At 71.6% G+C, this 26,877-nt stretch carries 24 protein-coding genes; 16 read left to right on the plus strand and 8 right to left on the minus strand.

The window, feature by feature from the left end; translation table 11 throughout:
- Positions 1 to 29 precede the first annotated feature (29 nt).
- The 5 genes from DA085_RS06590 to DA085_RS06610 all read right to left on the minus strand — a co-directional run bounded on the left by DA085_RS06590 (position 30) and on the right by DA085_RS06610 (position 6,120).
- The gene (locus DA085_RS06590; protein ID WP_109472351.1) at positions 30 to 1,184 is read right to left on the minus strand and encodes an ABC transporter ATP-binding protein; all 1,155 of its coding nucleotides are present in this window, start codon (positions 1,182 to 1,184) and stop codon (positions 30 to 32) included.
- 41 nt (positions 1,185 to 1,225) lie between these two features.
- A complete protein-coding gene (locus DA085_RS06595; RefSeq protein WP_109472168.1) occupies positions 1,226 to 2,299 on the minus strand; it encodes an ABC transporter ATP-binding protein in 1,074 nt (357 codons plus the stop codon).
- A gap of 10 nt (positions 2,300 to 2,309) precedes the next feature.
- On the minus strand, positions 2,310 to 3,251 hold the full coding sequence (locus DA085_RS06600; protein WP_109472352.1) for an ABC transporter permease: 942 nt from the start codon (positions 3,249 to 3,251) through the stop codon (positions 2,310 to 2,312).
- Positions 3,252 to 3,270: 19 nt separating this feature from the next.
- Complete coding sequence (locus tag DA085_RS06605; RefSeq protein WP_109472169.1) at positions 3,271 to 4,281, minus strand: ABC transporter permease; 1,011 nt, start codon at positions 4,279 to 4,281, stop codon at positions 3,271 to 3,273.
- Positions 4,282 to 4,401: 120 nt separating this feature from the next.
- On the minus strand, positions 4,402 to 6,120 hold the full coding sequence (locus DA085_RS06610) for an ABC transporter substrate-binding protein (protein WP_109472170.1): 1,719 nt from the start codon (positions 6,118 to 6,120) through the stop codon (positions 4,402 to 4,404).
- A gap of 174 nt (positions 6,121 to 6,294) precedes the next feature.
- On the opposite strand from DA085_RS06610, the gene DA085_RS06615 reads away from it, so the two are divergent.
- The 11 genes from DA085_RS06615 to DA085_RS06665 all read left to right on the plus strand — a co-directional run bounded on the left by DA085_RS06615 (position 6,295) and on the right by DA085_RS06665 (position 20,124).
- On the plus strand, positions 6,295 to 6,717 hold the full coding sequence (locus DA085_RS06615) for a (deoxy)nucleoside triphosphate pyrophosphohydrolase (protein WP_237565345.1): 423 nt from the start codon (positions 6,295 to 6,297) through the stop codon (positions 6,715 to 6,717).
- Positions 6,718 to 6,748: 31 nt separating this feature from the next.
- Positions 6,749 to 8,653, plus strand: coding sequence for a translational GTPase TypA (gene typA / locus DA085_RS06620; RefSeq protein ID WP_109472172.1), 1,905 nt, complete (start codon positions 6,749 to 6,751; stop codon positions 8,651 to 8,653).
- Positions 8,650 to 9,534 carry an N-acetyl-1-D-myo-inositol-2-amino-2-deoxy-alpha-D-glucopyranoside deacetylase gene (gene mshB, locus DA085_RS06625; protein WP_237565346.1) on the plus strand — a complete coding sequence of 295 codons (885 nt, stop codon included), beginning with the start codon at positions 8,650 to 8,652 and terminating at the stop codon, positions 9,532 to 9,534. The genes typA and mshB overlap by 4 nt, the downstream gene beginning before the upstream one ends.
- 46 nt (positions 9,535 to 9,580) lie before the next feature.
- Positions 9,581 to 10,096, plus strand: a complete 516-nt coding sequence (locus DA085_RS06630; RefSeq protein WP_237565347.1) for a flavin reductase family protein — start codon at positions 9,581 to 9,583, stop codon at positions 10,094 to 10,096.
- A 19-nt stretch (positions 10,097 to 10,115) separates the two neighbouring features.
- A complete protein-coding gene (locus DA085_RS06635; protein WP_109472355.1) occupies positions 10,116 to 10,901 on the plus strand; it encodes a class I SAM-dependent methyltransferase in 786 nt (261 codons plus the stop codon).
- Between the two features lie 328 nt (positions 10,902 to 11,229).
- Positions 11,230 to 12,834 (plus strand): xanthine dehydrogenase small subunit, encoded by a 1,605-nt coding sequence (locus tag DA085_RS06640; RefSeq protein ID WP_109472173.1) that lies wholly within the window; start codon positions 11,230 to 11,232, stop codon positions 12,832 to 12,834.
- Complete coding sequence (xdhB, locus tag DA085_RS06645) at positions 12,831 to 15,296, plus strand: xanthine dehydrogenase molybdopterin binding subunit (RefSeq protein WP_109472174.1); 2,466 nt, start codon at positions 12,831 to 12,833, stop codon at positions 15,294 to 15,296. The genes DA085_RS06640 and xdhB overlap by 4 nt, the downstream gene beginning before the upstream one ends.
- Before the next feature lies 1 nt (position 15,297).
- The gene (gene xdhC / locus DA085_RS06650; protein ID WP_109472175.1) at positions 15,298 to 16,173 is read left to right on the plus strand and encodes a xanthine dehydrogenase accessory protein XdhC; all 876 of its coding nucleotides are present in this window, start codon (positions 15,298 to 15,300) and stop codon (positions 16,171 to 16,173) included.
- A gap of 382 nt (positions 16,174 to 16,555) precedes the next feature.
- Entirely contained in the window at positions 16,556 to 18,280 is a 1,725-nt protein-coding gene (locus DA085_RS06655; protein ID WP_109472176.1) for a VanW family protein, read from the plus strand.
- 127 nt (positions 18,281 to 18,407) lie between these two features.
- Positions 18,408 to 18,737 (plus strand): ferredoxin, encoded by a 330-nt coding sequence (gene fdxA / locus DA085_RS06660; protein ID WP_109472177.1) that lies wholly within the window; start codon positions 18,408 to 18,410, stop codon positions 18,735 to 18,737.
- A 100-nt stretch (positions 18,738 to 18,837) separates the two neighbouring features.
- Positions 18,838 to 20,124, plus strand: a complete 1,287-nt coding sequence (locus DA085_RS06665; protein ID WP_109472178.1) for a citrate synthase — start codon at positions 18,838 to 18,840, stop codon at positions 20,122 to 20,124.
- 134 nt (positions 20,125 to 20,258) lie between these two features.
- Here DA085_RS06665 and DA085_RS06670 read toward each other — a convergent pair whose 3' ends face one another.
- Positions 20,259 to 21,131 carry a hypothetical protein gene (locus DA085_RS06670; RefSeq protein ID WP_237565348.1) on the minus strand — a complete coding sequence of 291 codons (873 nt, stop codon included), beginning with the start codon at positions 21,129 to 21,131 and terminating at the stop codon, positions 20,259 to 20,261.
- Between the two features lie 101 nt (positions 21,132 to 21,232).
- Between DA085_RS06670 and dapE the strand changes: the two genes are divergently transcribed.
- The 5 genes from dapE to DA085_RS06695 are packed head-to-tail and all read left to right on the plus strand — an operon-like array spanning position 21,233 to position 25,054.
- Positions 21,233 to 22,309, plus strand: a complete 1,077-nt coding sequence (gene dapE, locus DA085_RS06675) for a succinyl-diaminopimelate desuccinylase (protein ID WP_109472179.1) — start codon at positions 21,233 to 21,235, stop codon at positions 22,307 to 22,309.
- Between the two features lie 58 nt (positions 22,310 to 22,367).
- A complete protein-coding gene (locus DA085_RS06680) occupies positions 22,368 to 23,096 on the plus strand; it encodes an LOG family protein (protein ID WP_109472180.1) in 729 nt (242 codons plus the stop codon).
- The gene (locus DA085_RS06685; RefSeq protein ID WP_109472181.1) at positions 23,093 to 23,437 is read left to right on the plus strand and encodes a DivIVA domain-containing protein; all 345 of its coding nucleotides are present in this window, start codon (positions 23,093 to 23,095) and stop codon (positions 23,435 to 23,437) included. Before DA085_RS06680 ends, DA085_RS06685 begins: the two co-directional genes overlap by 4 nt.
- Positions 23,424 to 23,858 carry an SRPBCC family protein gene (locus DA085_RS06690; RefSeq protein ID WP_161958436.1) on the plus strand — a complete coding sequence of 145 codons (435 nt, stop codon included), beginning with the start codon at positions 23,424 to 23,426 and terminating at the stop codon, positions 23,856 to 23,858. Before DA085_RS06685 ends, DA085_RS06690 begins: the two co-directional genes overlap by 14 nt.
- Positions 23,855 to 25,054: a hypothetical protein gene (locus DA085_RS06695; RefSeq protein WP_109472183.1), complete on the plus strand. Its 1,200-nt coding sequence runs from the start codon at positions 23,855 to 23,857 to the stop codon at positions 25,052 to 25,054. The genes DA085_RS06690 and DA085_RS06695 overlap by 4 nt, the downstream gene beginning before the upstream one ends.
- Before the next feature lie 134 nt (positions 25,055 to 25,188).
- Here the strand turns inward: DA085_RS06695 and DA085_RS06700 are convergent, their stop codons facing one another.
- Both DA085_RS06700 and DA085_RS06705 read right to left on the minus strand, forming a co-directional pair.
- On the minus strand, positions 25,189 to 25,992 hold the full coding sequence (locus DA085_RS06700; RefSeq protein ID WP_109472184.1) for an enoyl-CoA hydratase/isomerase family protein: 804 nt from the start codon (positions 25,990 to 25,992) through the stop codon (positions 25,189 to 25,191).
- A complete protein-coding gene (locus DA085_RS06705; protein WP_154402121.1) occupies positions 25,989 to 26,816 on the minus strand; it encodes a PaaX family transcriptional regulator in 828 nt (275 codons plus the stop codon). Before DA085_RS06705 ends, DA085_RS06700 begins: the two co-directional genes overlap by 4 nt.
- Between the last annotated feature and the right edge of the window lie 61 nt (positions 26,817 to 26,877).

A 26,877-nucleotide genomic window follows, 5' to 3' on the forward strand; every position in this document is an offset into this window, starting at 1 on the left:
ACCCGACAACCACGGCGCGGGCCGGCCGTCTAGCGGGCCTCGATGACCGACGCCGGCCCGAACAGGCCCTCGTCGTGGTCGGACTCCGTGGCCGTCGGGTCGGTGAGCGTGACCGCCACCTCGTGCGGTTGCAGCTCACCGCTGGCGATCTGCTCGGCCCAGTGGCAGGCAACGCGCTGGCTGGGCGGCACCCCGTCGATCTGCACGACCCGCAGCTCCGGACGCTCGGTGTCGCACCGGGTCTCCTGCCGCCACGGGCAGCGCGTGTGGAACCGGCAGCCGGACGGCGGGTTGGCCGGACTCGGCAGGTCACCGGCCAGCAGGATCTGCTCCCTGCTGTCCTCGACCACCGGGTCGGGGACCGGCACGGCCGACATCAGGGCGCGGGTGTAGGGGTGCAGCGGCTGGGCATAGAGGTCGTCGGCCTCGGCCTCCTCGACGAGCGCGCCGAGGTACATCACCCCCACGCGGTCGCTGATGTGACGGACGACGGCGAGGTCGTGGGCGATGAGCAGGTAGGTCAGCCCCAGCTCCTCCTGGAGGTCGGCCAGGAGGTTGATCACCTGCGCCTGGACCGAGACGTCGAGGGCGCTCACCGGCTCGTCGGCCACGATGAGCTGCGGGTTCACCGACAGCGCCCGGGCGATCCCGACCCGCTGGCGCTGCCCCCCGGAGAACTCGTGGGGGTACTTGCTCAGGGCGGTGCGGGGCAGCCCGACCGCCCGCAGGAGCTCGATCAGCCGCTCTCGGGCGCCGCCGCCCATGACCAGGCCGTGCGCCCGCATCCCCTCGAGGAGGAGCTGCTCCACCGTCTGCCGCGGGTCGAGGCTGCCCAGCGGGTCCTGGAAGACCATCTGCATGTGCCGCCGCTGGGTGCGCAGCGCCTCGCCCCCGAGAGACGCCAGGTCCGTGCCGTTGAACAGCACCTCGCCGTCCGTGGTGGTCTCCAGCTGCAGGATGGCGCGGCCGAAGGTCGACTTGCCGCAGCCCGACTCACCGACCAGACCGTAGGTCTCGCCCCGCCGGATCTGCAGGTCGATCCCGTCGACGGCATAGACGTGGCCGACCGTGCGGTCGATGAACACGCCCTTCTTGATCGGGAAGTGCACCTTCAGGCCACGGACCTCCAGCAGTATGTCGTCACTCGCGCCGGGCGTGCGACCGCCGGTCGGGTCCTCGGTCACGTCGGGGGAGGGCACCTGCTGCGGGTCCTGGGTGGGGCTGCTCACGGTGTCTCCTCCTCGGCCGGCTGGCCGCTCCCTGCGGCTGTCGGCGGCGCCGGCAGCGGGTTGTGACACCGCAGCAGGCGGTCGGGGCCGTGGCCCGGGTCGGGCACCAGCTCGGGCGTCTGCTGGACGCACACGTCGATCGCCGAGCTGCAGCGCGGGGCGAAGGCGCACCCCTGCTCCCAGGGGATGTTGTCGGAGACCGAACCCGGCACCGGGGTGAGCCTGCCCCGCTCCTCGTGCAGGCGCGGGATGGAGGCCAGCAGGCCACCCGTGTAGGGGTGACGCGGGCGGGCGAACAGGTCGTGGCGACCTGCGCGCTCGACGATGCGTCCGGCATACAGGACATTGACCTCGTCGCACAGGCCGGCCACCACCCCCAGGTCGTGGGTGATCATGACCAGGGCGGTCTCCGAGTCCTGGACCAGCTCCTTGAGCAGGGCGAGGATCTGGGCCTGGATCGTCACGTCCAGCGCGGTGGTCGGCTCGTCGGCAATGAGCAGGCGGGGCTCGCAGGCCAGCGCCATCGCGATGAGCGCGCGCTGCCGCATGCCGCCGGAGAGCTGGTGGGGGTACTCCTTCAGCCGCCGCGTCGGGTCGGGGATGCCGACCTTGTCGAGCATCGCCCGGGCCTGCTCCCTCGCCTCGCCCCTGGAGACCCGCTTGTGGCGCTCGATCACCTCGGCGACCTGGGTCCCGAGCGGCACGACCGGGTTGAGGGAGGACAGTGGGTCCTGGAAGATCATCGCCAGGTCGCGCCCGCGCCGGTCCCGCAGCTCGTTGCCGGACATGGTGAGCAGCTCCTCGCCGGCGAACGTGGCGCTGCCGCCGATCGTGTTGCCCCGGGCCGGGAGCAGACCCATGATCGCCAAGGAGGTGACGGACTTGCCGCACCCGGACTCACCGACCAGACCGACGGTCTGGCCGGGCGCGACGTCGAAGCTGACGCCGTCGACAGCACGGAACTCACGGCGACCCCTGCCGAACGTGACCGTGAGGTCACGGACGGCCAGCAGCGGGGCGGTGCGGGCGGAGCGGTCCAGGGCAGGGTCCGCGGTGGGCTGGGCGGTCATCTCGTCCTCCTCAGCGACGGGACTTGGGGTCGAGGGCCTCGCGCAGGGACTCACCCATCAGGGTGAAGCCGAGCGCGACGACGATGATGCAGACGGCGGGATAGACGGCGACCTCGGGGTGGGTGTTGAAGTACTGCTGCGACCTGCCGAGCATCTGGCCCCACTCGGGCTGAGTGTCGTCGGGGTTGCCCAGTCCCAGGAAGGACAGCGCGGCCGCGTCGATGATGGCCACGGCCAGCACGAGCGTGCCCTGGACGATCACCGGGCCGACCGAGTTGGGCAGCATGTGCCGGAAGACGATCGGCGCGGGGCGCACGCCGAGGGCCCGGGCGGCCAGCACGTGGTCGCTGTGCCGCTGAGCCATCATCGAGCCACGGAGCAGCCGGGCGAAGATCGGGATCTGGATGATGGCGATCGCCAGGATCACCGTCCACTGGCTGGGGCGCGCGAACATCGCGGCCAGGGAGAAGGCCATCAGCAGCGAGGGGATGGACAGCATCACGTCGACGATGCGCATCACGATGGTGTCGGCCCAGCCGCCGATGCCGCCGGCGATGGTCCCCAGGACCATGCCGCCGGCAAAGCCGCCCAGCGTGGCGAGGACGCCGACGATCAGGGTCTGACGGGCCCCGACCATCAGCCGGGAGAGCATGTCGCGGCCGGCGTCGTCCGCGCCCAGCGGGAAGCCCGGCTGGGGGCCGGGGACCGGGTTCTGCGTGGTGCGCTGGTCGATGAGGAGACGGGCGGCCGGGTCGTGGGGCGCGATCCACGGCGCGATGACGGCGAGGATGACGAAGGCGGCGATGATGACGGCCCCGATGAGGAAGACGGGGTCGCGGCGCAGCCGGTGCCAGGCGCTGCGCCAGAGGCTCACGCCCTCCTCGTCGGAGAGCGCGCCGGCCTCGGCGAGGGAGTCGATCCGGGCCTTCTTGCGGTCACCGGGCTTGGTCAGGGAGGTCACGGAGGGGTCCTCACTTCGTCCGGACGCGCGGGTCGATGACCGCGTAGGCGATGTCGACGAGCAGGTTGACGACGATGTAGATGAGCGCGGCCATCATGATCAGGACCTGCAGCACGGGGTAGTCCCGCCGCTCGAAGCCGATGGCGAGGGCCTGCCCGATGCCCTGGTAGGCGAAGACCTTCTCGGTGAGGACGGCCCCGGCCAGGAGGGCGCCGATCTGCAGGCCGACGATCGTGACGACGGGGATCAGGGCGTTGCGCATGATGTGCCGGCCCCGGATGGTGCGTGCCGTCAGGCCCTTGGCGCGCGCCGTGCGCACGTAGTCCTCCTCCATCACGTCGATCACCGCGGCCCGGGTGATCCGGAAGATGATGGCGAACGGGATGGAGCTCAGTGCGACCGCCGGCAGGATGAGGTGCTTGAAGGCATCCCAGGCGGCGTCCCACTCGCGCGTCATCAGCCCGTCCAGCATGTACATGTTGGTGATGTGGGTGGCGTTGATGCCGACGCTCGCACGGCCCGACGGCGGCAGCCACCCCAGCTGCACGGCGAAGATGTACTTCAGCACGTAGGCCAGGAAGAAGACCGGGACCGCCACCCCGATGAGGGAGAAGACCACGCTGCCCGTGTCGAGCCAGCCGCCCTTGCGCCGGGCCGCGATATAGCCCAGCGGGATCGCCAGCGTCAGGGCGATGACCATCGCGACGATGCTGAGCTCGATCGTCGCGGGCAGTCGCTGGACGAAGACGTCCCACGCCGGCTCACCGCGGTAGACACCGTTGGAGATGCCGAAGTCCCCCCGCAGGGCACGTTCCAGGAACCGCCAGTACTGCACGAAGATCGGGTCGTCGAGACCGAGCTGCGCGCGGAGCTCGGCGGCCGCCGCGGGCGTGCCGCGCTCGCCGAGCAGCGCGCTGACCACGCCGCCGGGCAGCGAACGCAGCCAGGCGAAGAGCAGCACGCTCAGCACGAACAGCGCCAGCACCGCCTGCAGGAGCCGGCGAACGATGAATCTCAGCACAAGACCTCCAGGGGCAGAGTCGGCTGTCCGGACAGGATGACGGGCTGGGCCAGTGTGCAGCCCAGCCCGTCGTCTGTCCTGTCCCGCGTCAGGATAGACACGGGATGGGGCGGTGTCGCGTTACTCGGTGACGGTGACCGTGGAGAAGTCCTCCGCCGTCAGCGGGCTGGCGACCATGCCCTGCACGTTCGGCCCCACGACGATCGCGGGCGGGCTGTGCGAGAGCGGCAGGCCGGGCAGCCACTCGGGGCTCATGATCTTGGCGTTGAGCTCCTCGTACAGCTGCGTGCGCGTGGCCTCGTCCGGCTCGGCGTCCGCCGCGGCGATGGCATCCTGCAGCTCGCCGTGGAAGGGGTAGGCCGAGGTGCCGAACTGGTTGTCGTCACCGCAGAAGAACGCGCAGAGGAAGTTGTCCGCCGAGTTCAGGTCACCGGTCCAGCCCAGGAAGAAGGCGGGGGCGCGGCTGGCCTGCGTGTCGTCGATGTAGCCACCGGCCCAGGGCTTGGTGATGGTCTCGACGGTGATGCCGGCTGCCTCCCAGTCGGCCTTCACCTGGTCGTACACGCGCTGGGGGTCCGGCATGTACGGGCGGCTGACCTCGGACGGGTACCACAGCTCGATCGTGAGGTCGGACTTGCCGGCCTGCTCGAGCAGGTCCTTGGCCTTCTCCACGTCGTACTCGTAGGCGGCGATCTCGCCGTTCCAGCCGCTGACGGTGTTCGGCATGAACTGCGTGGCCACCTCAGCACCCTCGGGCAGCTGGGTGGAGACGAACTGGTCACGGTTGAGCGCGTGGTAGAGCGCCTGACGGACCAGCGGGTCCTCCAGCTGGGGGTCGGCGACCGGGTTCAGCGCGAGGTAGAGCACGTTGAACGGGTCCCGGATGAGGACCTGGTTGCCGGCGTCCTTCAGTGCCTGCCAGTCGACCGGGTTGGGCAGGTCGTAGCCGTGGATCGTGCCGGCCTCGAGCTCCTGACGGCGGGCGTTCTCGTCCGCGATGATCTTGAAGACGAGGTTGGCCACGCCGGCCGGCTCGCCCCAGTAGTCCTCGTTGCGGACCAGGTTGACCGTGCCACCGGCGTTGTCGTAGGACTCGAACTTGAACGGTCCCGTGCCGGTCGGGTGCTCCTGCGCGTACTCCGGGAAGACGAAGGCGTCACCCTCCAGGGCGATCCCGTTGGCGTCGTACTCCTCCATCGCGGCAGGAGAGTGGATGGCGTAGGAGGACTGGCTCAGCACCATCGGGAACTTGCCGGTCACACGCGAGACGGTGACCTGGGCGGTGAACTCGTCGGTCGCCTCGCAGCCCTTGTAGAGCGTGTCCTCACCGAAGCCGAAGTCGTTGCCGTAGTAGTAGGCGCCCGACGGGCTCTGGCCGGCCTCGTTCTGGTCGGCCCAGCGCTCGAAGTTCGCGCAGACCGCCTCGGCGTTCAGGTCGGTACCGTCGTGGAACTTCACACCCTCCTGGATCGCGAAGTCCCAGACCAGACCGTCCTCACTGGTCCACTCGGTGGCCAGCTCCGGCACGGCCTCGGTGCCGCCGGGCTCGATGCCGATCAGGTTCTGGAAGATCTGCCGCGTCACCCGGAAGGTCTCACCGTCACTGGCGTAGAACGGGTCGAACGTCGTCGGGGCGCCCGCGGCGCCGAAGACGAGCGTGGCGTCGGACGCGGCGGACCCGCCGTCGCCTCCGGTGGCATTCGTGTCGTCGGCGTTGTCGCCGGCAGCGTTGTCGCCGCCCGTGTCCCCGCCGTCGTCGCGCTGGGACTCCGCGCAGGACGTCAGGACGAGTGCCAGCGCGGCGGTCCCGGCAATGGCCGCAACCTTGCGGATAGTCATTCTGCCTCCTCATGGGGCCGCCGGACGGAGATCGGGCGGCTGGTCGCAATGGGCCCAAGGTAGGCGTCTGCCGACCGGAGTGGAAGGACGTGACGCGGATCGATGCCGAACCTTGACCAAAGTGTGTCCGAGGGGCCGGATCTCCCCGGTCGCGGTGCCGAATACTCTGGCGCAGTGACCGATCGACTCGTGGTGGCGGCGGCCCTCGTCGACAGCCTCGACCGGCCCACCCAGCTGCTGGCGGCGCGGCGCTCGGCGCCGGCCGCACTCGCGGGGCAGTGGGAGTTCCCCGGCGGCAAGGTCGAGCCGGGGGAGGCCCCGGTGGACGCCCTCCGACGTGAGCTGCAGGAGGAGCTGGGCGTCGGCATACGGCTCGGGAAGCAGATCCCCGGTCCCCGGGACGGCCGGTGGCCGCTCACGGTCCCCGGCTACACCCTGGCGCTGTGGTGGGCCGTGCCGGTCGGTGAGCCACGTCCCCTGGAGGACCACGACCTGCTGCGGTGGCTCACCCGCGACGAGCTCGCGACGGTCCCCTGGCTGGAGAGCAACGCCCCCATGGTCGGTGCCGTGAGCACGGAGCTGGTCGCGAAGTCGTGAGCATGGCCCGTGGGATGCGAAAATCATCCTCATGCCCCTGAAGAATCGCGACGACATCCGGAATGTCGCCATCGTTGCCCACGTCGACCACGGGAAGACCACGCTGGTCGACGCCATGCTGTGGCAGGCCGGCGCGTTCACCGGACACGACGCCGAGTCACACACCGTGGAGCGGGTGATGGACAGCGGTGACCTGGAGCGTGAGAAGGGCATCACGATCCTGGCCAAGAACACCGCCGTCCACTACAAGGGCGCGGCCGCCCAGGAGCGCGGCCTCGCCGACGGCGTCACCATCAACATCATCGACACCCCGGGCCACGCCGACTTCGGCGGCGAGGTGGAACGCGGTCTGTCCATGGTCGACGGGGTGGTCCTGCTCGTGGACGCCTCGGAGGGGCCGCTGCCGCAGACCCGCTTCGTGCTGCGCAAGGCGCTGGCCGCGCGGATGCCGGTCATCCTGTGCATCAACAAGGTCGACCGCCCCGACTCGCGCATCGAGGCGGTGACGGAGGAGGTCTACGAGCTCTTCCTCGAGCTGCTCGACGATGCCGGCCAGGGCGAGCAGGGGCTGGAGTTCCCCATCGTCTACGCCTCGGCCAAGGCCGGCCGGGCGAGCCTGACCCAGCCCGCCGACGGTGAGCAGCCGGACAGCCCGGACCTGGAGCCGCTGTTCAGCACCATCCTGGACACCATCCCGGCGCCCTCCTACGACCCGGAGGTGCCGCTGCAGGCGCACGTCACCAACCTGGACTCCTCGCCATTCCTCGGCCGGCTGGCCCTCTGCCGCGTCCACTCGGGCACCATCACCAAGGGGCAGCAGGTCGCGTGGTGCCGCAGCGACGGCAGCATCCAGAAGGTCAAGATCACCGAGCTGATGCTCACCGACGCGCTCGAGCGGGTGCCCGCGACGAGTGCCGGCCCGGGCGACATCATCGCGATCGCCGGCATCCCCGAGATCACCATCGGTGAGACCCTCGCCGACGTGGACGACCCGCGCCCGCTGCCGCTCATCACGGTCGACGAGCCGGCGATCAGCATGACGATCGGCACGAACACCTCGCCGCTCGCCGGTCGCGTCAAGGGCGCCAAGGTCACCGCACGTCTGGTCAAGGACCGGCTGGACAAGGAGCTCATCGGCAACGTCTCGCTGCGGGTCCTGCCCACCGAGCGCCCCGACGCCTGGGAGGTGCAGGGCCGTGGCGAGCTGGCCCTGGCGATCCTGGTGGAGCAGATGCGCCGCGAGGGCTACGAGCTGACCGTCGGCAAGCCGCAGGTGGTCACGCGCGAGATCGACGGCAAGCTCCACGAGCCGGTCGAGCGGCTCACGATCGACGCCCCGGAGGAGCACCTCGGCACCATCACCCAGGTGCTCGCGGCCCGCAAGGGGCGGATGGAGCAGATGTCCAACCACGGCACCGGGTGGATCCGGATGGAGTTCGTCGTGCCCGCCCGCGGGCTCATCGGCTTCCGCACCGAGTTCATGACCGAGACGCGCGGCACCGGCATCGCCAACCACGTCTTCGACGGCTACGCGCCCTGGTTCGGCGAGATCCGGACCCGGCAGACCGGCTCGCTGGTGTCGGACCGCACCGGGGTGGCGACGACCTACGCCATGTTCAACCTGCAGGAGCGCGGCTCGATGTTCCTGGAACCCACCACGGAGGTCTACGAGGGCATGATCGTGGGCGAGAACTCGCGCGCCGACGACATGGACGTCAACATCACCAAGGAGCGCAAGCTCACCAACGTCCGGTCCGCCGGAGCCGACGTCCTGGAGTGGCTCATCCCGCCGCGCAAGCTGTCCCTCGAGCAGTCGCTGGAGTTCTGCCGCGAGGACGAGTGCGTCGAGGTCACCCCGGAGGCCGTGCGGATCCGCAAGGTCGTCCTGGACCAGACGGAGCGGGCCCGCACCGCCGCGCGGGCCCGGAGGCCGTGACCAGGCCGTCCCCGGGCGCGGCCCTGGCCGACCCCGGGGGCCGTCGGCTCCGGGTCGTGGCGGTGCACGCCCACCCGGACGACGAGACGCTGGCCACCGGTGTCGCACTGGCCCACCACGTCGCCCGCGGCGACGTGGTGCACGTCATCACCTGCACGCTCGGTGAGGAGGGCGAGGTCATCCCCTCGGACCTCGCCCACCTGGAGGGCGACCCCGCGCTGGGGCCGCACCGCGCCGGGGAGCTGGACCGGGCGATGGCCGAGCTGGGGGTGGAGCACAGCTACCTCGCGGCCGGCGCGAGCCGCGACAGCAAGCCGCGCTGGCGGGACAGCGGCATGGCCGGGTCACCGGCGGCCGCGCACCCCCGCGCGTTCGCCGGTGCCTCCGTCGCCGAGGCGGCCGAGCTGCTCGCAGAGCGGCTCGCGCTGCTGCTGCCGGACCTCGTCCTCACCTACGACGCCCAGGGCGGCTACGGCCACCCCGACCACATCCAGACCCACCGGGTCACCGTGGCCGCGGTCGCCTCGCTCCCCGAACGGGTCCGACCCCGGCTGTATGCCGTGCTGACCCCTCGGTCGTGGGCGCGCGAGGACCGGGCCTGGCTGGCCGAGCACGTGCCGGCCAACGGCCTGTCCGTCCCGGCTGCCGACGACCCGTTCCCCCCGTCCGTGGTGGACGACGACCTGGTCACCCACGAGGTGGTGGACCCGGCCGTGCTCGCCGCACAGGTCAGGGCCCTGCGCCAGCACGTCACCCAGGTGACGGTCCTGGAGGACGCCCCCGCCCCCTACTACGCGCTGTCCAACGACATCGCGGCGCGGCTCGCCGGGCGTGAGGGCTACACCGAGCTGGACCCGCGGACCGGTGACCTCATCCGGTGAGGCACGATGGGGTCCGGGGACGCGAGCAGTGCTGAGAGGAGCTGGTGTGGTCGATGACCCGGGCGTTGCGCCGCTGCCCGTCGACCCCCAGGCCTACCGCCGTGCCATCGGCCGCTTCGCGACCGGGGTCACCGTGGCCACGACCTTCGCGGGTCGCCACGACCACGCCATGACGGCCAACTCGATCACCAGCGTCTCCCTCGACCCGGTGCTCATGCTCATCTCCGTCGAGCAGTCGGCCCGGTGGCACCAGGCGGTCCTGGACTCGGGGGTCTGGGGCATCAGCATCCTGGCCCACGGTGCCCGGGCGACCGCCTCCTGGCTCAGCACCCCGGGGCGGCCCCTGCATGCACAGCTGGACCGGGTGGCCCACCACCGCGGGGCGGCGACCGGGGTCGCGCTCCTCGACGGTGCCCTGGCCATGTTCGAGTGCCGCACCACGGGCGTGCACGCCGCCGGCGACCACAGCCTCGTGGTCGGCGAGGTCGTCGGCCTGGAGGTCCCACCGCGGGTGGACCCCGCCCTGGTCTACTACCGGGGCCGCTACGGACAGCTCGACTGACACCGGCGCGGTGGTGGGTGTGGACGGGCGGGCAGCCGACGGGAGCGCTGGTGACGCTGACTACGGCAGGATCGGCACGGCATACGGCGACTATCGGCGACCGGACCCCCGCCTGGCGCGCGCCCTCACCGCCGCCGTCGGAGGGGCACGTCGGGTTCTCAACGTCGGTGCCGGCACCGGGTCCTACGAGCCGGTCGACCGCCGGGTCACGGCGGTCGAACCCTCCGCCGCCATGCGCGCCCAGCGACCAGCGCACCTGTCACCGGCGGTCGACGCCACCGCGGAGGACCTGCCCTTCCCGGACGACGCGTTCGACGCGGCCCTGACCACCTTCAGCGTCCACCAGTGGCAGGACCTGTCGGCCGGCCTGCGCGAGGTCCGCAGGGTGACCCGCGGCCCTGTCGTGGTGCTGACCTGCGACCCCGACCTGCTCGACCGGTTCTGGCTCGCCGACTACGCCCCCGAGGTCATCGCCACCGAGGCGCGGCGCTACCCGCCCCTGCACCGGGTGACCGAGGGACTCGGTGGTCGCACCACCAGCACGCTCGTGCCGATCCCGCTCGACTGCACCGACGGGTTCAACGAGGCCTACTACGGCCGCCCCGAGAGGCTGCTCGACCCCGGGGCGCGCCGCGCCTGCTCGGCGTGGAGCTTCGTGGGGGAGGACGTGCACGAGCGGTTCACCGCCGACCTGACGCGCGACCTCGCGACCGGGGCGTGGGACCGGCACCACGGCCATCTGCGGAGCCAGCCGGTGTTCGAGGGGTCCCTGGTCCTGGTCGTGTCCGAGCCGGTGGCCTCCTGAGACCGTGCCCACGCACACCCGGGCCGGCACGCCGTCCGTGGCGCACGCCACGCGCACCCGGCCCGGCACGCCGTGTGCAGGTTCTCGAGGGGGAGGGAAGGGCGGATACGCCGAGCGGTGGCCCGCGGAGGGATGGGACCCAGGCAGGGCCTGCGGTGGGGGACAGGCGTGCACCCCGCCACCCGACCGCCTCACACGCGGCGCTGGGCGGGTGGTGCAGGTGGCGTGAGTATGCGCGGGAGTGCCGAGGGTGTCGGGGCTATGCTCGAAAGTCACAGCACGGGCCGTCGTTCGCATGGATAACCGGCGACCCGGGTGCCACCGAACCATGCACCGTGCGGTCACCGTCGTCCGCACGGCCACGGCCGGAGGGAGCACTCCGTTGGGCTCGACCGAGATCACCGTCAACGGCGCGAGCCGTCCCTGCCTGACCGGGCCCCACACCAGCCTCCTCGACTGGCTCCGCGAGCAGGGCTGGACCGGCGCCAAGGAGGGCTGCGCCGAGGGGGAGTGCGGAGCGTGCGCGGTGCTCGTCGCCCGCCCCGACGGTCCCGGCCGGACGCGGTGGGTCGCGGTGAACTCCTGTCTCCCACCCGCGCTCGCGCTGGATGGTCAGGAGGTCGTCACGGCCGAGGGCCTGGGCTCCCCGCCGGGGCCGAGCGGCGCGGCAGCGCTGCACCCGGTGCAGCGCGAGCTCGCAGACCGCGGTGGGTCGCAGTGCGGCTACTGCACGCCCGGGTTCGTGTGCGCGATGGCTGCCGAGTTCTACCGTCCGGAGCGTGCGGGGGCCAGCACCCAGACTGCCGGGACGGAGAGCCTCCGCGCCGGGGACCGCCCGGACGAGCACGGACCCAACGGGTTCGACCTGCACGCCCTGAGCGGCAACCTGTGCCGGTGCACCGGCTACCGGCCCATCCGCGACGCCGCCTACGCCCTCGGCGACCCGGACCCGACGGACGCGCTCGCCCTGCGCCGGGAGCAGACCGCCCCCGCGCCGGCAGCGACCCGGGTGACCTCCGGGCAGGGGGAGTTTGTGCGGCCGAACGACCTGCCGGAGCTGCTCCACCTCGTCGGGGAGGCACCCGACGCCGTGCTCATGGCCGGCGCCACCGACGCGGGCGTCGAGCGCCACCTGGGACACGCCAGGCCGCCGCTGGTGCTCGCGATCGATCACCTGGAGGAGCTCCGGGGCCTGGACCTCACGTCGGATGCGGTCGAGATCGGTGCCGCCCTCACCCTCAGCGAGATCGAGCGGTCCCTGGCCGGGCGCGTGCCGCTGCTGGACCAGCTGTTCCCACAGTTCGCCTCCCGCCTGATCCGCAATGGCGCCACCCTGGGCGGGAACCTCGGCACGGGGTCACCGATCGGGGACGCCGCACCCGTGCTGCTGGCGCTGGACGCCACCCTGCTGCTGTCATCCGCTGCGGGCGAGCGGACTGTGGCCCTAGCCGACTACTTCACCGGCTACCGGCAGAGCGTCCGCGCGCCCGGCGAGCTCATCCGCGCGGTGCGGATCCCCCTGCCACCGGCACCACACGCGGCCTTCTACAAGATGGCCAAGCGCAGGTTCGACGACATCTCCTCGGTCGCCGTGGCCATCGCCGTGCGCCTGGAGGCAGGCGCGGTCGCCTCGGTCCGGATCGGCCTGGGCGGGGTGGCCGCGACACCGGTCCGGGCGCTGGCCACCGAGGAGACGCTCACTGGACGGACCTGGGACACCACCACCGTGGCGCGTGCGGCGGACGTGCTCGCGGGCGAGGGCACGCCGTTGGACGACCACCGCGCCAGTGCCCGTTACCGCCGCGCGATGCTCGAGCAGGCCCTGCTGCGCTTCCATGTCGAGCACCCGCGGTCCGATTCTCCCCACAAAGCCGCGACAGGCGGTCCGAACGTCCCCAAGAATGGGTGGGACACGGGGGAGGTGACGCGGTGAGCACGCCACTGTCCCGGCGGCCGCCGCAGGCCGTCGTTGGCCACACCGTCGCGCACGAGAGCGCCGAGCTGCACGTCACGGGCGCCGCCCTCTACACCGACGACCTCGTGGGGCGCACGGCCGCGGTGCTGCACGCCTGGCCCGTGCAGGCCCCCCACACCCACGCCCGGGTGACCGGGCTGAGGACCGACCCGGCCCTCGGCATACCCGGTGTCGTGCGGGTGCTCACCGCCGCCGACGTGCCGGGGACCAACGACGCCGGGGTGAAGCAGGACGAGCCGCTCTTCCCCGACGAGGTCATGTATCACGGGCACGCCGTGTGCTGGGTGCTGGGCGAGACGCTCGAGGCCGCCCGACTGGGTGCCGAGGCCGTCGAGGTGACCTACGAGCCGCTGCCGTCGGTGCTCACCCTCGCCGAGGCCATCGCGCAGGAGTCGTTCCAGGGGACCGCGCGCACGGTCGCCCGCGGTGACGCCGCGGCCGGGCTCGAGCGGTCGGTCCACCGGTTCCGCGGCGAGCTCGAGATCGGTGGTCAGGAGCACTTCTACCTGGAGACCCACGCCGCGCTCGCGAGCCTCGACGACGGCGGCCAGGTGTTCGTGCAGAGCAGCACCCAGCACCCCTCGGAGACGCAGGAGATCGTCGCGCACGTGCTCGGCCTGCGCAGTCACGAGGTGACCGTCCAGTGCCTGCGGATGGGCGGCGGGTTCGGCGGCAAGGAGATGCAGCCGCACGGCCTGGCGGCGGTCGCGGCCCTCGGCGCGGTGCTCACCGGCCGCCCGGTCCGGTTGCGGCTCAACCGCACCCAGGACATCACCATGACCGGCAAGCGGCACCCCTTCCACGCCTCGTGGGAGGTCGGCTTCGATGCCGACGGCCGGCTGCAGGCGCTCCGGGCGACCCTGACCTCCGACGGCGGCTGGTCCCTGGACCTGTCGGAGGCCGTGCTCGCCCGCGCGCTGTGTCACGTGGACAACGCCTACTTCGTGCCGGACGTGGAGCTGCACGGCCGCATCGCCCGGACGCACAAGACCTCACAGACGGCGTTCCGCGGGTTCGGCGGGCCGCAGGGCATGCTCGTGCTCGAGGACATCCTCGGGCGGTGCGCACCCGCCCTGGGCCTCGACCCCACGGAGCTGCGGCGGCGCAACCTCTACCGACCGGGGCAGAGCACGCCCTACGGCCAACCGGTCCGGCACGCCGAGCGCCTCCCGGCCGTCCTGGACGAGGTGACGCAGCGCGCCGACCTGGCCACACGGCATACCGAGATCGCGGCGTTCAACACCGCCCACCCGCACCGCAAGCGCGGGATCGCCTGCACGCCCGTCAAGTTCGGCATCTCCTTCAACCTCACCGCCTTCAACCAGGCCGGGGCGCTCGTCCACGTCTACAAGGACGGGTCGGTGCTGATCAACCACGGTGGCACCGAGATGGGCCAGGGACTGCACACCAAGATGCGGCAGGTGGCCGCCACCGCCCTCGGGGTGCCCCTCGGCGCCGTCCGGCTCGCGCCCACCCGCACCGACAAGGTGCCCAACACCTCGGCGACCGCCGCGAGCTCGGGGTCGGACCTGAACGGCGGCGCGGTCAAGGACGCCTGCGAGCAGATCCGTGACCGGCTGACGGTCGTGGCCGCCGACCTGCTCGGCGTCGACCCCGGGGAGGTCGACGTCAGCGACGGCACCGTGAGCGGTGGTGGACGGAGCGTGCCGTGGCCCGAGCTGGTGCGGGAGGCCTACCTGCGGCGGGTGCAGCTGTTCGCCGCCGGCTACTACCGCACCGAGGGGCTGCACTGGGACGCCACCCGGATGCAGGGCGAGCCGTTCAAGTACTTCGCCTACGGCGCCGCCGTGTCCGAGGTCGAGGTGGACGGTTTCACGGGCGCCTACACGTTCCTGCGCACCGACATCGTCCACGACGTCGGTGACAGTCTCTCCCCGCTGGTCGACCTCGGCCAGATCGAGGGCGGCTTCGTCCAGGGCGTCGGGTGGCTGACGCTGGAGGACCTGCGGTGGGACACCTCCGACGGCGACGGCCGGGGCCGGCTCGCCACCCGTGCGGCCAGCACCTACAAGCTGCCGTCCTTCTCCGAGCTGCCCGCCGAGCTGAACGTGCACCTGCTCGAGCACGCCACCGAGGACGGCGCGGTCTACGGCTCCAAGGCGGTGGGGGAGCCGCCCCTGATGCTCGCGTTCAGCGTGCGGGAGGCGCTGCGGCAGGCCGTCGCGGCGTTCGGCCCTGCCGGCCACGTCGTCGAGCTGGCCTGCCCGTCCACCCCCGAGGCCGTGTTCTGGGCTGTCCAGGCCGCTCGCCGGGCCCGTGGGGCCCCGACGGTGCCGGACGGTGCCGGTGCCCGCGGTGACCGGCAGCCGGTCGACGGGCACAGCCCGGGGCCGTATGCCGAGGCGCACCCCTCCGTCAGCTCCCCCGAGCCGCTGGTCACCCGCCGGACGGTGGACTGAGGTGGACTGGCTCCGGGCGCTCGCGCACCTCCGGGAGGAGGGCCGGTCCGGCGTGCTCGTCACCGTCACCGCGGTCCGCGGCCACGCCCCGCGGGAGGCCGGCGCCAAGATGGTGGTCGGGACCGACGACACCTGGGACAGCATCGGCGGCGGCAACCTCGAGGCCAGTGCCGTGGGCCGCGCCCGGCAGCTGCTGGCGGCCGGCACCACGGAGCCCGAGCGCCTCGAGCTCTCCCTGAACGAGCACGCCACCACCGCCTACGGCCGTCAGTGCTGCGGTGGCGAGGTGAGCCTCCTGCTCGAGCCGCTGGCCGCCCGCCCCGTCGTCGCCGTCTTCGGGCTGGGACACGTCGGACAGGAGCTGGCGCGGACCCTGTCCCGGTTGCCGCTCGTGGTCCACCTGGTCGACAGCCGGGCGGGCCAGGTTCAGCAGGTGCGCGCACTCGGGCTGGACGACGCGATCGCCGACCTCCACCCCACCCACGCCCCGGCCCCGGAGACGGTGCTGGCCGAGCTGCCTCCGCACGCCCACGTGCTCGTGATGACCCACGACCACGCCGAGGACCTCGTGCTGTGCGACGCCGCCCTCCGCCGCGGCGACCTCGGGTCCGTCGGCGTGATCGGGTCCTCCGCCAAGTGGCAGCGGTTCCGCAAGAGGCTGCGCGAGGCGGGGCACCCGGAGGCGGCCGTCGCGACGATCACCAGCCCCATCGGGTTGCCCGGACTGCCCGGCAAGGAGCCGGCCGTCATCGCGATCAGCGTCGCGGCCGCCCTCCTGCAGACCCTGCAGGCCGAGCTGGTGCCTACCGTGCAGGACGAGCTGGTGGGCCAGCGTGAGGTCGGGCCGCGCATCAGCCGTCGCATCAGCCCTTCGTGAGGTCGGGCCGCGCATCAGCCGTCGCATCAACCCTTCGTGAGGTCGGGCCGCGCATCAGCCGTCGCATCAACCCTTCGTGAGGTCGAGCCGCGCATCAGCCGTCGCATCAACCCTTCGTGAGTGACGTTTGACCCCCTATCGGGGTGTGAGATCCACTCACGAGCGCGATCGGTGGCGGCGTCGGGTGGTGGATCGGGTGGCGGGATGGTGGCGGGGTCGGGTGGCCCAGGGAGGTCACAAGTCGGCATCGATCCGGGGCGGAGTGCCAACCTCACCCGCCCGGTGACGCGTCTGGGTCAGGAGGGCACGGCATACTGCCACAGACGCATGAGCGTCAGCCCAGCCCCGGAACGACACAGACGACCAGCGAGGGAAGCCGCCCGTGGAAGAACGACAGAGCCTGCCGGAGGAGCCGCAGCGCAACGAGTGGATCGGCATCCTCGTGCGCAGCCTGGTTGCCGTGCTCGTGCTCGGGGGTGGCTACTACGCGGCGGCGCAGTACCTCGGTGGACGGGTCCCCAACGGGACGGCAGTCGAGGGGATCGCGATCGGCGGGCTGAGCCCGGAGGACGCCCGGTCGACCCTGGAGACCCGCCTGGAGGACATGGCCACCGAGGAGGTGGCGATCGACGTGGAGGGCGAGACCTTCCGCATCGAGCCGGCCGAGGCGGGCCTCACGCTGGACCTGGACACCACGCTCAGCAACATCACCGGCGTGAGCTATGACCCCCGGGTGCTGTGGCACCGGATCGCCGACGGCGGCGAGGACCTGCCGCTGGCGGTGACGGTGGACCGGGCGGCCCTGGAGCGGGCCGTGGGGGAGGTCGCCGCCGACGTCAGCATCGAGCCGACGGAGGGCAAGGTCTGGTTCACCGTCGGGGAGGTCCGGTCCAAGGAGTCCGAGCTCGGTCGCGAGCTCGACGTGGCAGCCACCAGCGACGCCATCGAGGGGGTGTGGCCCCAGGTCACGACGGTGACCGGCACGGTGACCCCGACCGACCCGGTCCTGGCCCAGGCGGAGATCGAGCGGTTCGTCGGCGACGTCGCCGGACCCGCCGTGGCCGGACCCATCACCGTCGACGTCGACGGCGAGAAGAGCCAGATCAGCCCCAACCAGATCGCCCGGCTGCTCGAGGTGCGCCAGCGCGACGACCACACCCTCTCCCTGCACCTCGACACCGAGGGCGTGCTCAAGATCGTCAGCGGCACGCTCGAGGAGGCGACCGTCGCCCCGCAGAACGCCGGCGTGGTGCTGGACGGGGGGCGGGCCGTGATCACCAGGGCACGGATGGGCCAGGTCGTCGACGAGGAAGCCCTCATCGAGGAGTTCAAGAAGGCTCTGCAGAAGGAGGGCAAGCACCGCGTCGCGAAGGTGGGGACCACCGAGGTGAAGCCGGAGATCACCGACGAGGACGCGGCGAAGTGGGACATGTCGGCCATGGCGACGTTCCGCAGCACGTTCCCCGGTGGGGCCGCCAACGCCGACCGCACCGAGAACATCCGCGTCGGTCTGGGCCACGTCAACGGCACCGTCGTGATGCCTGGGGAGACCTTCAGCCTGGCCAACACGCTCGCCCCGATCACACCGGAGCGCGGCTACGTCGAGGCCGGCGTGATCAGCGGGGGCCGACTGGTCAAGGGCATCGGCGGTGGCCTGTCCCAGGTCTCGACCACGGTCCTCAACACGGCCTGGGAGGCCGGGGTGCGACTCGACGAGTTCCACCCGCACTCCTACTACATCGAGCGCTACCCGGTCGGCAAGGAGGCCACGATCGCCGTGGGGCTCCTGGACAACCGCTGGACCAACGACACCGACACCCCGATCGTGGTGCAGACCTACATCGACGGCAGCGACATCGTCATGACGTTCTGGGGCGACCGGAAGTACGACGTCGACACGATCACCGGCGCCCGCACCAGCTACGTCCAGCCGGAGAAGAAGAAGGACGACAGCGCCTCGTGCCTGCCGCAGAGCCCGCAGCCGGGCTTCACGATCACGGTCACCCGCATCCTGTCGCAGTCCGGCAGCGAGGCCGGCCGCCAGTCCTACACCACGACATACCACCCCTCGGACGAGGTCGTCTGCACCAACCCGAGCCGCCGGTGACCAGCGTGATGCCTGCCACAGAGGGACGGGGCGGCTTACCGCTCTGCCGGGCCGAGCGGCATACTAGGAGGTGGTCTGTCCCGTGCCCGGGCCACTACACCACCACCAGCAGGAGCAGGAGCCGTCGATGACTTACGTGATCGCCCAACCATGTGTTGACCTGAAGGACAAGGCGTGTATCGACGAGTGCCCGGTCGACTGCATCTACGAGGGTGAGCGGATGCTCTACATCCACCCCGACGAGTGCGTGGACTGCGGTGCCTGTGAGCCGGTGTGCCCTGTCGAGGCCATCTACTACGAGGACGACACCCCCGAGGAGTGGGCCGAGTACTACAAGGCCAATGTCGAGTTCTTCGACGACCTGGGGAGTCCCGGGGGTGCCGCCAAGCTCGGGCTCATCCCCAAGGACCACCCGATCATCGAAGCGCTGCCCCCGCAGGAACAGAACGACCACTGACCGCACCCCCGGTCCGGGCGGGAGCTGATACTCCGCTGCTCGGGCACCGACCGCCCGGCGCACCAGCACCATGGTGCGCCGAACCCGAGCAGGAGGACATATGACCGACACCGCCCGACTCACCCACCAGGGATCCGACCTTGAGCTCCCCGTCGTACCGGCGGTCGAGGGCAACAACGGCCTCGACATCTCCTCGCTGCTGAAGACGACGGGGGACGTCACGCTGGATGTCGGCTTCGTCAACACCGCCTCCTGCAAGTCGGAGATCACCTACATCGACGGCGGCGAGGGCATCCTGCGCTACCGCGGCTACCCGATCGAGCAGCTCGCGGAGAAGTCCAGCTTCCTGGAGACCAGCTACCTGCTGATCTACGGCGAGCTGCCCACCGCCACCGAGCTGGAGGAGTTCGACCAGCGGATCCGCCGGCACACGCTGCTGGTCGAGGACATGAAGGGCTTCTTCAACGGCTTCCCGCGCGACGCGCACCCGATGCCGGTGCTCTCCTCCGCGGTCTCCGCCCTGGGCACCTTCTACCAGGACAGCCTGGACCCCTTCGACCCCGAGGCCGTCGAGATCTCCACGATCCGGCTCATGGCCAAGCTGCCGACGATCGCGGCCTACGCCTTCCGGAAGAGCCAGGGGCAGCCGTTCCTGTACCCGAACAACGACTACAACCTGGTCGAGAACTTCCTGTGGATGACGTTCGGGCAGCCGACCGAGGCCTACCAGCTGGACCCGGTGCTGTCCAAGGCCCTGGACCTGCTGTTCATCCTGCACGCCGACCACGAGCAGAACTGCTCGACCTCGACGGTGCGCATGGTCGGCTCCTCCGAGGCCAACCTGTTCTCCTCCATCTCCGCCGGCATCCACGCCCTGTCCGGGCCCCTGCACGGTGGCGCCAACTCCGCGGTGCTGACGATGCTCGACCAGATCAAGGACAGCGGCGGTGACGTCAAGGACTTCGTCCGCAAGGTCAAGAACAAGGAGGAGGGCGTCAAGCTGATGGGCTTCGGCCACCGGGTCTACAAGAACTACGACCCGCGCGCCGCCCTCGTCAAGCAGACCGCCCACGAGATCTTTTCCAAGGTCGGCGGTGGCAACCCGCTGCTCGACCTGGCCATGGAGCTGGAGCAGACGGCCCTCGAGGACGAGTACTTCGTGGAGCGCAAGCTCTACCCGAACGTCGACTTCTACACCGGCCTGATCTACGAGTCGATGGGCTTCCCGTCCAACATGTTCACCGTGCTCTTCGCGATCGGCCGTCTGCCCGGCTGGATCGCCCAGTGGCGCGAGATGATCAACGACCCGGCCACCAAGATCGGTCGGCCCCGTCAGCTGTATGTCGGGTCACCGGCCCGCGACTACGTCGCCGCTGACGCTCGCTGACCTGAGATCGTGCCAGGCCCCCGTTCCGGTTCGCCGGGGCGGGGGCCTTGTCGTGCTCGGGCCACGGTGCGCCCGGTGGGGCGGAACGTCGGGCCACGGTGTGCTCGGTCGAGAGGGGGAGGGCAGGGGGGCGGTTAGCCGGTGGCGACGGTGAGGGTGACGGTCGTGCCGTCGGGAGCGGCTCCTGTGGCCTGCCAGGTGAGCGGGTCCGCGTGCCGGTCCCAGACCCGGTCGGCGACCTCCACGCGCACGATCTGCTCGACCTCCGCGTGGGTGACCGCCCAGCTCGCGACTGCCCACGCCTGGTCCGCACCGGAGGCCTCGATCCGGACCTCGGCACCCTCGGCGGTGCCCTGTGCGCCGAAGGTGCGCCCGGCCTTGTCCAGGACGTCCTGGGCAGACCCGCTGCCGGAGGGCTCGTCCAGCCGGCACGCGACCCCTGCGTGGGTCTGGCCGACCAGCGCGGAGGCCATCACCCGCGCCTCGCCCTCGTGGTCGGCGTAGGCGTCCGGGTAGCCGCTGCGCTGCACCTCCTGGGCGATCTCCGTGACCACCCACTCGGACCAGTCCGGCACGGCCTCGAGGGCGTCGAAGAACGCATTGGCGGCGTAGACCGGGTCGGTGACCTCCTCGGGGCTGCCCCAGCCCTGGCTAGGCCGCTGCTGGAACAGGCCGAGGGAGTCGGCGTCGCCATAGTTGAGGTTGCGGAGCTTGGACTCCTGGATCGCGGTCGCCAGGGCGATGGTCGCCGCCTTGGGCGGCAGCCCGCGCTCGATCGAGACCATGCTGATCGTGGCGGCGTTGGCGGCCTGCTCGGGCGTGAGGCGCTCCGTGCTGTCGCCGGCGGTGAGCTCGCACGTCGGGCTGCGGAACTCCTCGATCACCCAGCGGGCACCGATCGCGCCCACCAGCACCGCCACCGCCGTGACGGCGGCGAGGGTCAGGAAGCTGCGCCGCCGCGGCCGGCGGGCCTCGGCGGCCGGGTCATCCTGGCCGGCCGGGGTCATGGAGCCAGTCTAGTCGCGGGCGGACCCGCGAACGGCCCCCGGCCGCGCGGCATACGGCGCCGTGGGGGCCTGTGAACGCACGGCCCGGTTAGGGTCGGGCCATGCCCAACGAGACCCGACTGGACCTGGCCCAGGACGTCGTGAGCCTGACCACCAGCCTGTGCAACATCCCCTCGGTCAGCCTGGCGGAGGGGCCGCTGGCGGACGCGATCGAGGTCGCGCTGCGCGCCCTGCCGCACCTGAGCGTCACGCGCGACGGCAACGCCGTCGTGGCGCGCACCGGACTCGGCCGGCCCGAGCGGGTCGTGCTCGCCGGGCACCTCGACACGGTGCCGCTGACGGAGCCGGCCAACCTGCCCGTGCGCCGCGAGGGCGACTACCTGGTGGGGAGGGGCACCACGGACATGAAGGGCGGCGTGGCGGTGCAGCTGCGGCTCGCCGCCGACCTGACCGAGCCGAACCGGGACATCACCTACGTCTTCTACGACGTCGAGGAGATCAGCGACGAGCACAACGGTCTGGCCCGGCTGGCCCGCGCCCACCCCGACCTGCTGACCGGCGACTTCGCCGTCCTCCTGGAGCCCACCGACGACGCCGTCGAGGGCGGCTGCAACGGCAACCTCACGGCCCTGGTGCACACCCGCGGACGGGCCGCCCACTCCGCACGGCCCTGGATGGGTCACAACGCCATCCACGACGTCGCCGAGGTCCTGGCCCGGATCGAGCGCGGTCAGCTCCCGGAGGCCGAGGTCGACGGACTGACCTACCGGCAGTCGCTGAACGCCGTCGGCGTCACCGGCGGCATCGCGCACAACGTGATCCCGGACCATGCTGTCGTCACCGTCAACCTGCGCTTCGCGCCGCACTGGGACACGGAGCGGGCGGAGTCCTACCTCGTGGACGAGGTCTTCGCCGGTCTGGAGGTCGAGATCATCGACCGTGCACCGGGAGCCCGCCCCGGCCTCGACCGGCCGGCCGCCGCGGCGTTCGTCGACGCGCTCGCCCTGCCGGTCCGGGCCAAGCAGGGGTGGACCGACGTGGCTCGCTTCTCCGCCCTGGGCATCCCGGCGGTCAACTTCGGCCCCGGCGAGGCGCAGTACGCGCACGCCGACGACGAGCGCTGCCGCACCGACCAGATCGTCGCGGCCGAGGCCGCGCTGCGCCGATGGCTCGCCTGAGGCCCGCGGACCGCACGCCGGTTGCGCTCCGGCCGCCCCGACGGTTTAGGTTCGTGTGGTGAGCCAGCCCAAGGAGTACCGCAAGGGTCCGGTGACCCTGCGGGGACGCAAGGTGCCGACCAGCACGACCGACCAGCGGCTGCTGGACAACGCCGGCCCCGGCGACTGGGTGCACACCGACCCGTGGCGCGTCATGCGGATCCAGTCCGAGTTCGTCGAGGGCTTCGGGACCCTCTCCGAGCTCGGTCCCGCCGTGAGCGTCTTCGGCTCGGCGCGGCTCGGGCCCGACCACCCGGTCTACGAGCTGTCCACGGCCGTCGGCACCGCGCTCGTCGAGGCCGGCTACGCCGTCATCACCGGTGGCGGACCCGGCACCATGGAGGGCGCCAACCTCGGAGCAGTCAAGGCGGGAGGCACCTCGGTCGGGCTCGGCATCGAGCTGCCCTTCGAGACCGGCCTCAACCCGCACGTGAACCTCGGCATCAACTTCCGCTACTTCTTCGCCCGCAAGACCATGTTCGTCAAGTACGCCCAGGGCTTCATCGTGCTTCCGGGCGGGTTCGGCACCCTCGACGAGCTGTTCGAGGCGGTGACCCTCGTGCAGACCGGCAAGGTCACGCACTTCCCGATCGTGCTCATGGGCACCACGTTCTGGGGGCCCATGCTGGACTGGCTGCGCGCCACGCTCGTCGCCGAGGGCACGATCTCCGAGGTCGACCTCGGCCTGCTGCAGCTCACCGACGACCCCGACGAGGCGGTCCGGATCATCCGCGAGGCTCGTCGGTGATCCTGATCCTGGTGATCGTGGGCGTCCTCGCCCTCGGGGTGCTGGCGGCGGCACTGGTGCTGCGCACCGGTGTCCCCGGGGTCGCGGACCCCGTGACCAGCCAGTCCTTCGAGCCCCTGGCGCGCGGGACGGTGCGGTCGGACGACCTCATCGAGCTCCGGTTCGACCAGGCGCTGCGCGGCTACCGGATGTCGCAGGTCGACAGCGTCCTGGACCAGCTGGCCGAGGAGCTGCAGGACCGGGACGCCGAGATCGCCCGCCTGCGGGCCGAGCTCGCCGACGTCCCGGTGGACTTCACCGGCCGGGACCAGACGCCGGAGAGTGACCGTGGGGACCTTTGAGATCGCGCGGACCCTGCCGGCCGACCCCGGACGGACCTTTGCCGTCCTGGGTGACCTCGCGTCATACGGCCAGTTCCAGCCGCTGACCCGGATCCGGGCGACCCCCGGCCCGGTGGGGCCCGGCTGGACCTTCGTCGCCTACACCGGCCTGGGGCCGCTGTCCGTCGTCGACCGGATGGTCGTCACCGAGTGGGCGCCCGGGGAGCACTTCACGATCGTCAAGCTCGGGCCCGTGCTGGACGGTGGTGCGGAGGTGCACCTCATGCCGGAGGGGAGCGGCACGCGGGTCGTCTGGCGGGAGGAGATCGTGCCCCGGCCGGGCTGGTTGGGGCGCCACACCGCCCGGCTCACCGACCCACCGATGCGCTGGTTCCTGGGCCGTTCGCTCGACCGGATGGCCGAGCGGATCGGGGACCGGTGACCCGCTCGACCGGGCGGTTCCTGCTGGTCCTGCTGGGCCTCTACACCGCCTTCCGGCTCTTCACCACGGTGCTCCTGCTGTGGATCGTCGACGTACACCAGGACCCGCTGATCTTCAGCGGTGAGGTGCACCGGTACTTCGACCTGGCCACCCTGTGGGACGGCGCCTGGTACGAGAAGATCGCGACCACGGGATATCCCGACCGGTTGCCGGTGGACGCGAGCGGCGAGGTCCAGCAGAACGAGTGGGCCTTCTACCCGATGTTTCCCACCCTCGCGACGTGGCTGACGGCGCTGACCGGGTGGCCGTTCGCCGTGGCCGGGCCCGTCGTGGCGACGCTGGTCGGCTATGCGGCGGCCGTGGTGATGGGGCTGATGCTGCGTGAGCGGGTGGGTTCCGTGGCCGCGCTCGGTGGGGTCGCCCTGTTCGCGGCCTTCCCCACGGCGCCCGTCCTGCAGGTGGCCTACACGGAGTCGCTGGCCACCCTCCTGCTCTGCATCGTGCTGTGGCTGCTCATCCGCCACCGGTGGCTGGCTGCCGGGGCGGTCGCCCTGCTGACCGGCCTGGCCCGGCCGATCGCGCTGCCGCTGGGCCTGGTCGCCCTGGTGGCGGTGGTCCTGCGCTGGCGTCGGCGGCACGAGGAGCCGGTGTCCCGGGGGGAGTATGCCGCGATGTTCGCTGCCCTTGCCGGCTGCGGTCTGTCGGGGCTCATCTGGCCGGCCCTGGTCTGGCGGGGCACGGGCGTCCCGGACGGCTACACGGTGACCATGTCGGCCTGGCGCGCCGGTGAGGAGGTCGTGCCGTTCCTCCCGACCCTGGAGATGGTGAAGTGGCAGTTCGGCGACCCGCGCGGCGTGTGGCTGCTGGTCGGCTTCTTTGCGCTGCTCGCCGTGATGGTGCTCGGTCCCTGGGCCCGCGGCCTCGGACCGGTCCTGCAGACCTGGAGCCTCGGCTACCCGTTCTACCTGGCGGCCGCGCTGGACCCCTGGACCAGCATCTACCGCTACCTGATCCTGCTGTTCCCGGTGTTCGTGGTGCTCATCGGGGGCGGGTGGCCGCCCTCGGACCGGCGGGCCGGACCGACCTGGCTCATCGTGCTGCGCACCGTCGTGATCGTCGCGCTGTTCCTCGGCTGGCAGGTGTGGTGGTCCTGGGAGCTGTTCCGCTTCGAGCCCCCGCGCGACAACCCGCCGTGACCCGCCGTTTTCGTAGGGGCTTCGTTGGTGCTGCACGTCTTTTCATAGGGGTTCTGCTGGACGCCGGGAGCAGGCCGATCAGCAAAATCCCCACCAGAATGCGGGATCGAGCAGCGAGACCGCTAGAAAAAGTGTCAGCGGCCCTCGAAGACCGGCTTCTCCTTGGCCAGGAAGGCAGCGACCGCGGCCCGGTGGTCGGCCGTCGCGCCGGTGCTGTTCATCAGCTCCCCCTCGTGGGCGAGGGACTCGCTGAGCGTGTGCCCGGCGGAGAACGCCACGGCTCGGCGCACCGCGCCGTAGGCCTTGGTCGGGCCGGCCGCGAGGGTCTGTGCCACCTCGCGCACGTGCGCCTCGAACTCCTCGTCGGCGACCACCTCGCTCGCCAGGCCCAGCGACAGGGCCTCCTCGGCCTTCACGGTGCGGGGCCGCAGCAGCAGCTCCTTGGCCCGGGCCGTGCCGATCAGGCGGGGCAGGTGGTAGGACGCGCCGGAGTCGCAGGAGAGCGCGATGCCGGTGAAGGCCATGTTGAAGCCGGCCGAGGCCGCCAGGATGCGCAGGTCGGTGGCGAAGGCGAACGACGCGCCGGCGCCGGCGGCGACGCCGTTGACCGCGGCGATCACGGGCTTGTCCATGGTGGCCAGCAGCTCCACGACCGGGTTGTAGTGCTCCTGCACCGTCGAGCCCAGCCCGAAGCTGTCCGACTGCATCTGCTGCACGTGCTCCTTGAGGTCCTGCCCGACGCAGAACGCCCGGCCCGAGCCGGTCAGCACGACGCAGCGGACGGACTCATCCTCGGCGACCTCGCGCAGCGTGGTCAGCAGCGCCTCCTTGGTCGCTGTGTCGAGGGCGTTCATCGCGTCCGGGCGGTTGAGGCGCACAGTGGCCACGCCGCCGTCGCGCTCGAGGGTGACGGGGCTGGAAACAGTCGTGTCAGTCATCGCTGGGTGTCCTCTGCGGTCGCGGGGTCCGGTGCCGGTGCCCCGGCCGAGGCCAGGGCGTCTCCCACGAAGATACGGGCTGGCTGCAGGAGCTGGTCAGCCACCTCCAGGAACAGCTCGCGGGCGGCCTGTCCCGGCCAGCCCTCGGGGAGCACCTCGGCGGGCAGCGCCGGGTCGACGAAGAGGAACTTGCGCCACCGGTGCACCAGCGTCGCACGGACGCGGTAGGCCTCCTGCGGTGTCCACGAGCTGCGGACCCGGTCGCGCAGCCGGGCCGTGTCCTCCGCGAAGTCGCGGTAGCTCGCGGCGAGCTCGGTGAGGTCCCAGGTGCGGGCCACCACGCGGTCGGCGTCGGGCAGGTCGGTCGTGGTGAGGACCGAGTAGTCGATGCCCAGGGCATCGAGCGCGGCGGCGAGCTCCGGGGCCGGCCGGGCCGCCAGCCACGTCTGCGGTGCCATCCGTCCGTAGCCGAGGAAGCCCAGCGTGGCGGCCACCCGGTCGCGCTGGCCCCGGTCAGCGGGGCGGCCGGTCACCACGAGCTGCCAGCGACCGTCCCAGCCGGCCGTGTCCGGTCGGTAGATCCGGGCCCACGCCTCACCGAGCCGTTCCCGCCCGGCCGGTGTGGCGGCATACCCGCGGATGGTCCTGCGGGTCTCCGGCTGCAGCCAGCCCTGGGAGGTCATGCGCGACACCGCGGTGCGCGTGGCCGGAGCGGCGATGCCGCACGAGCCGAGAAGGGTGATCACACCGGAGATCGGGGCCCAGTAGCCGCGAGGGCCGAGGTGATCCCCGTAGAGGTCGAAGACGGCAGCCCGGGCTCGCACGACCCCAGTGTGCCGCACGCCGGTCAAGGACCCAGATTTCGGGGGAGGCTGGTCACGGGGG

The organism is Ornithinimicrobium cavernae (assembly GCF_003121625.1).
Lineage (GTDB): Bacteria > Actinomycetota > Actinomycetes > Actinomycetales > Dermatophilaceae > Ornithinicoccus > Ornithinicoccus cavernae.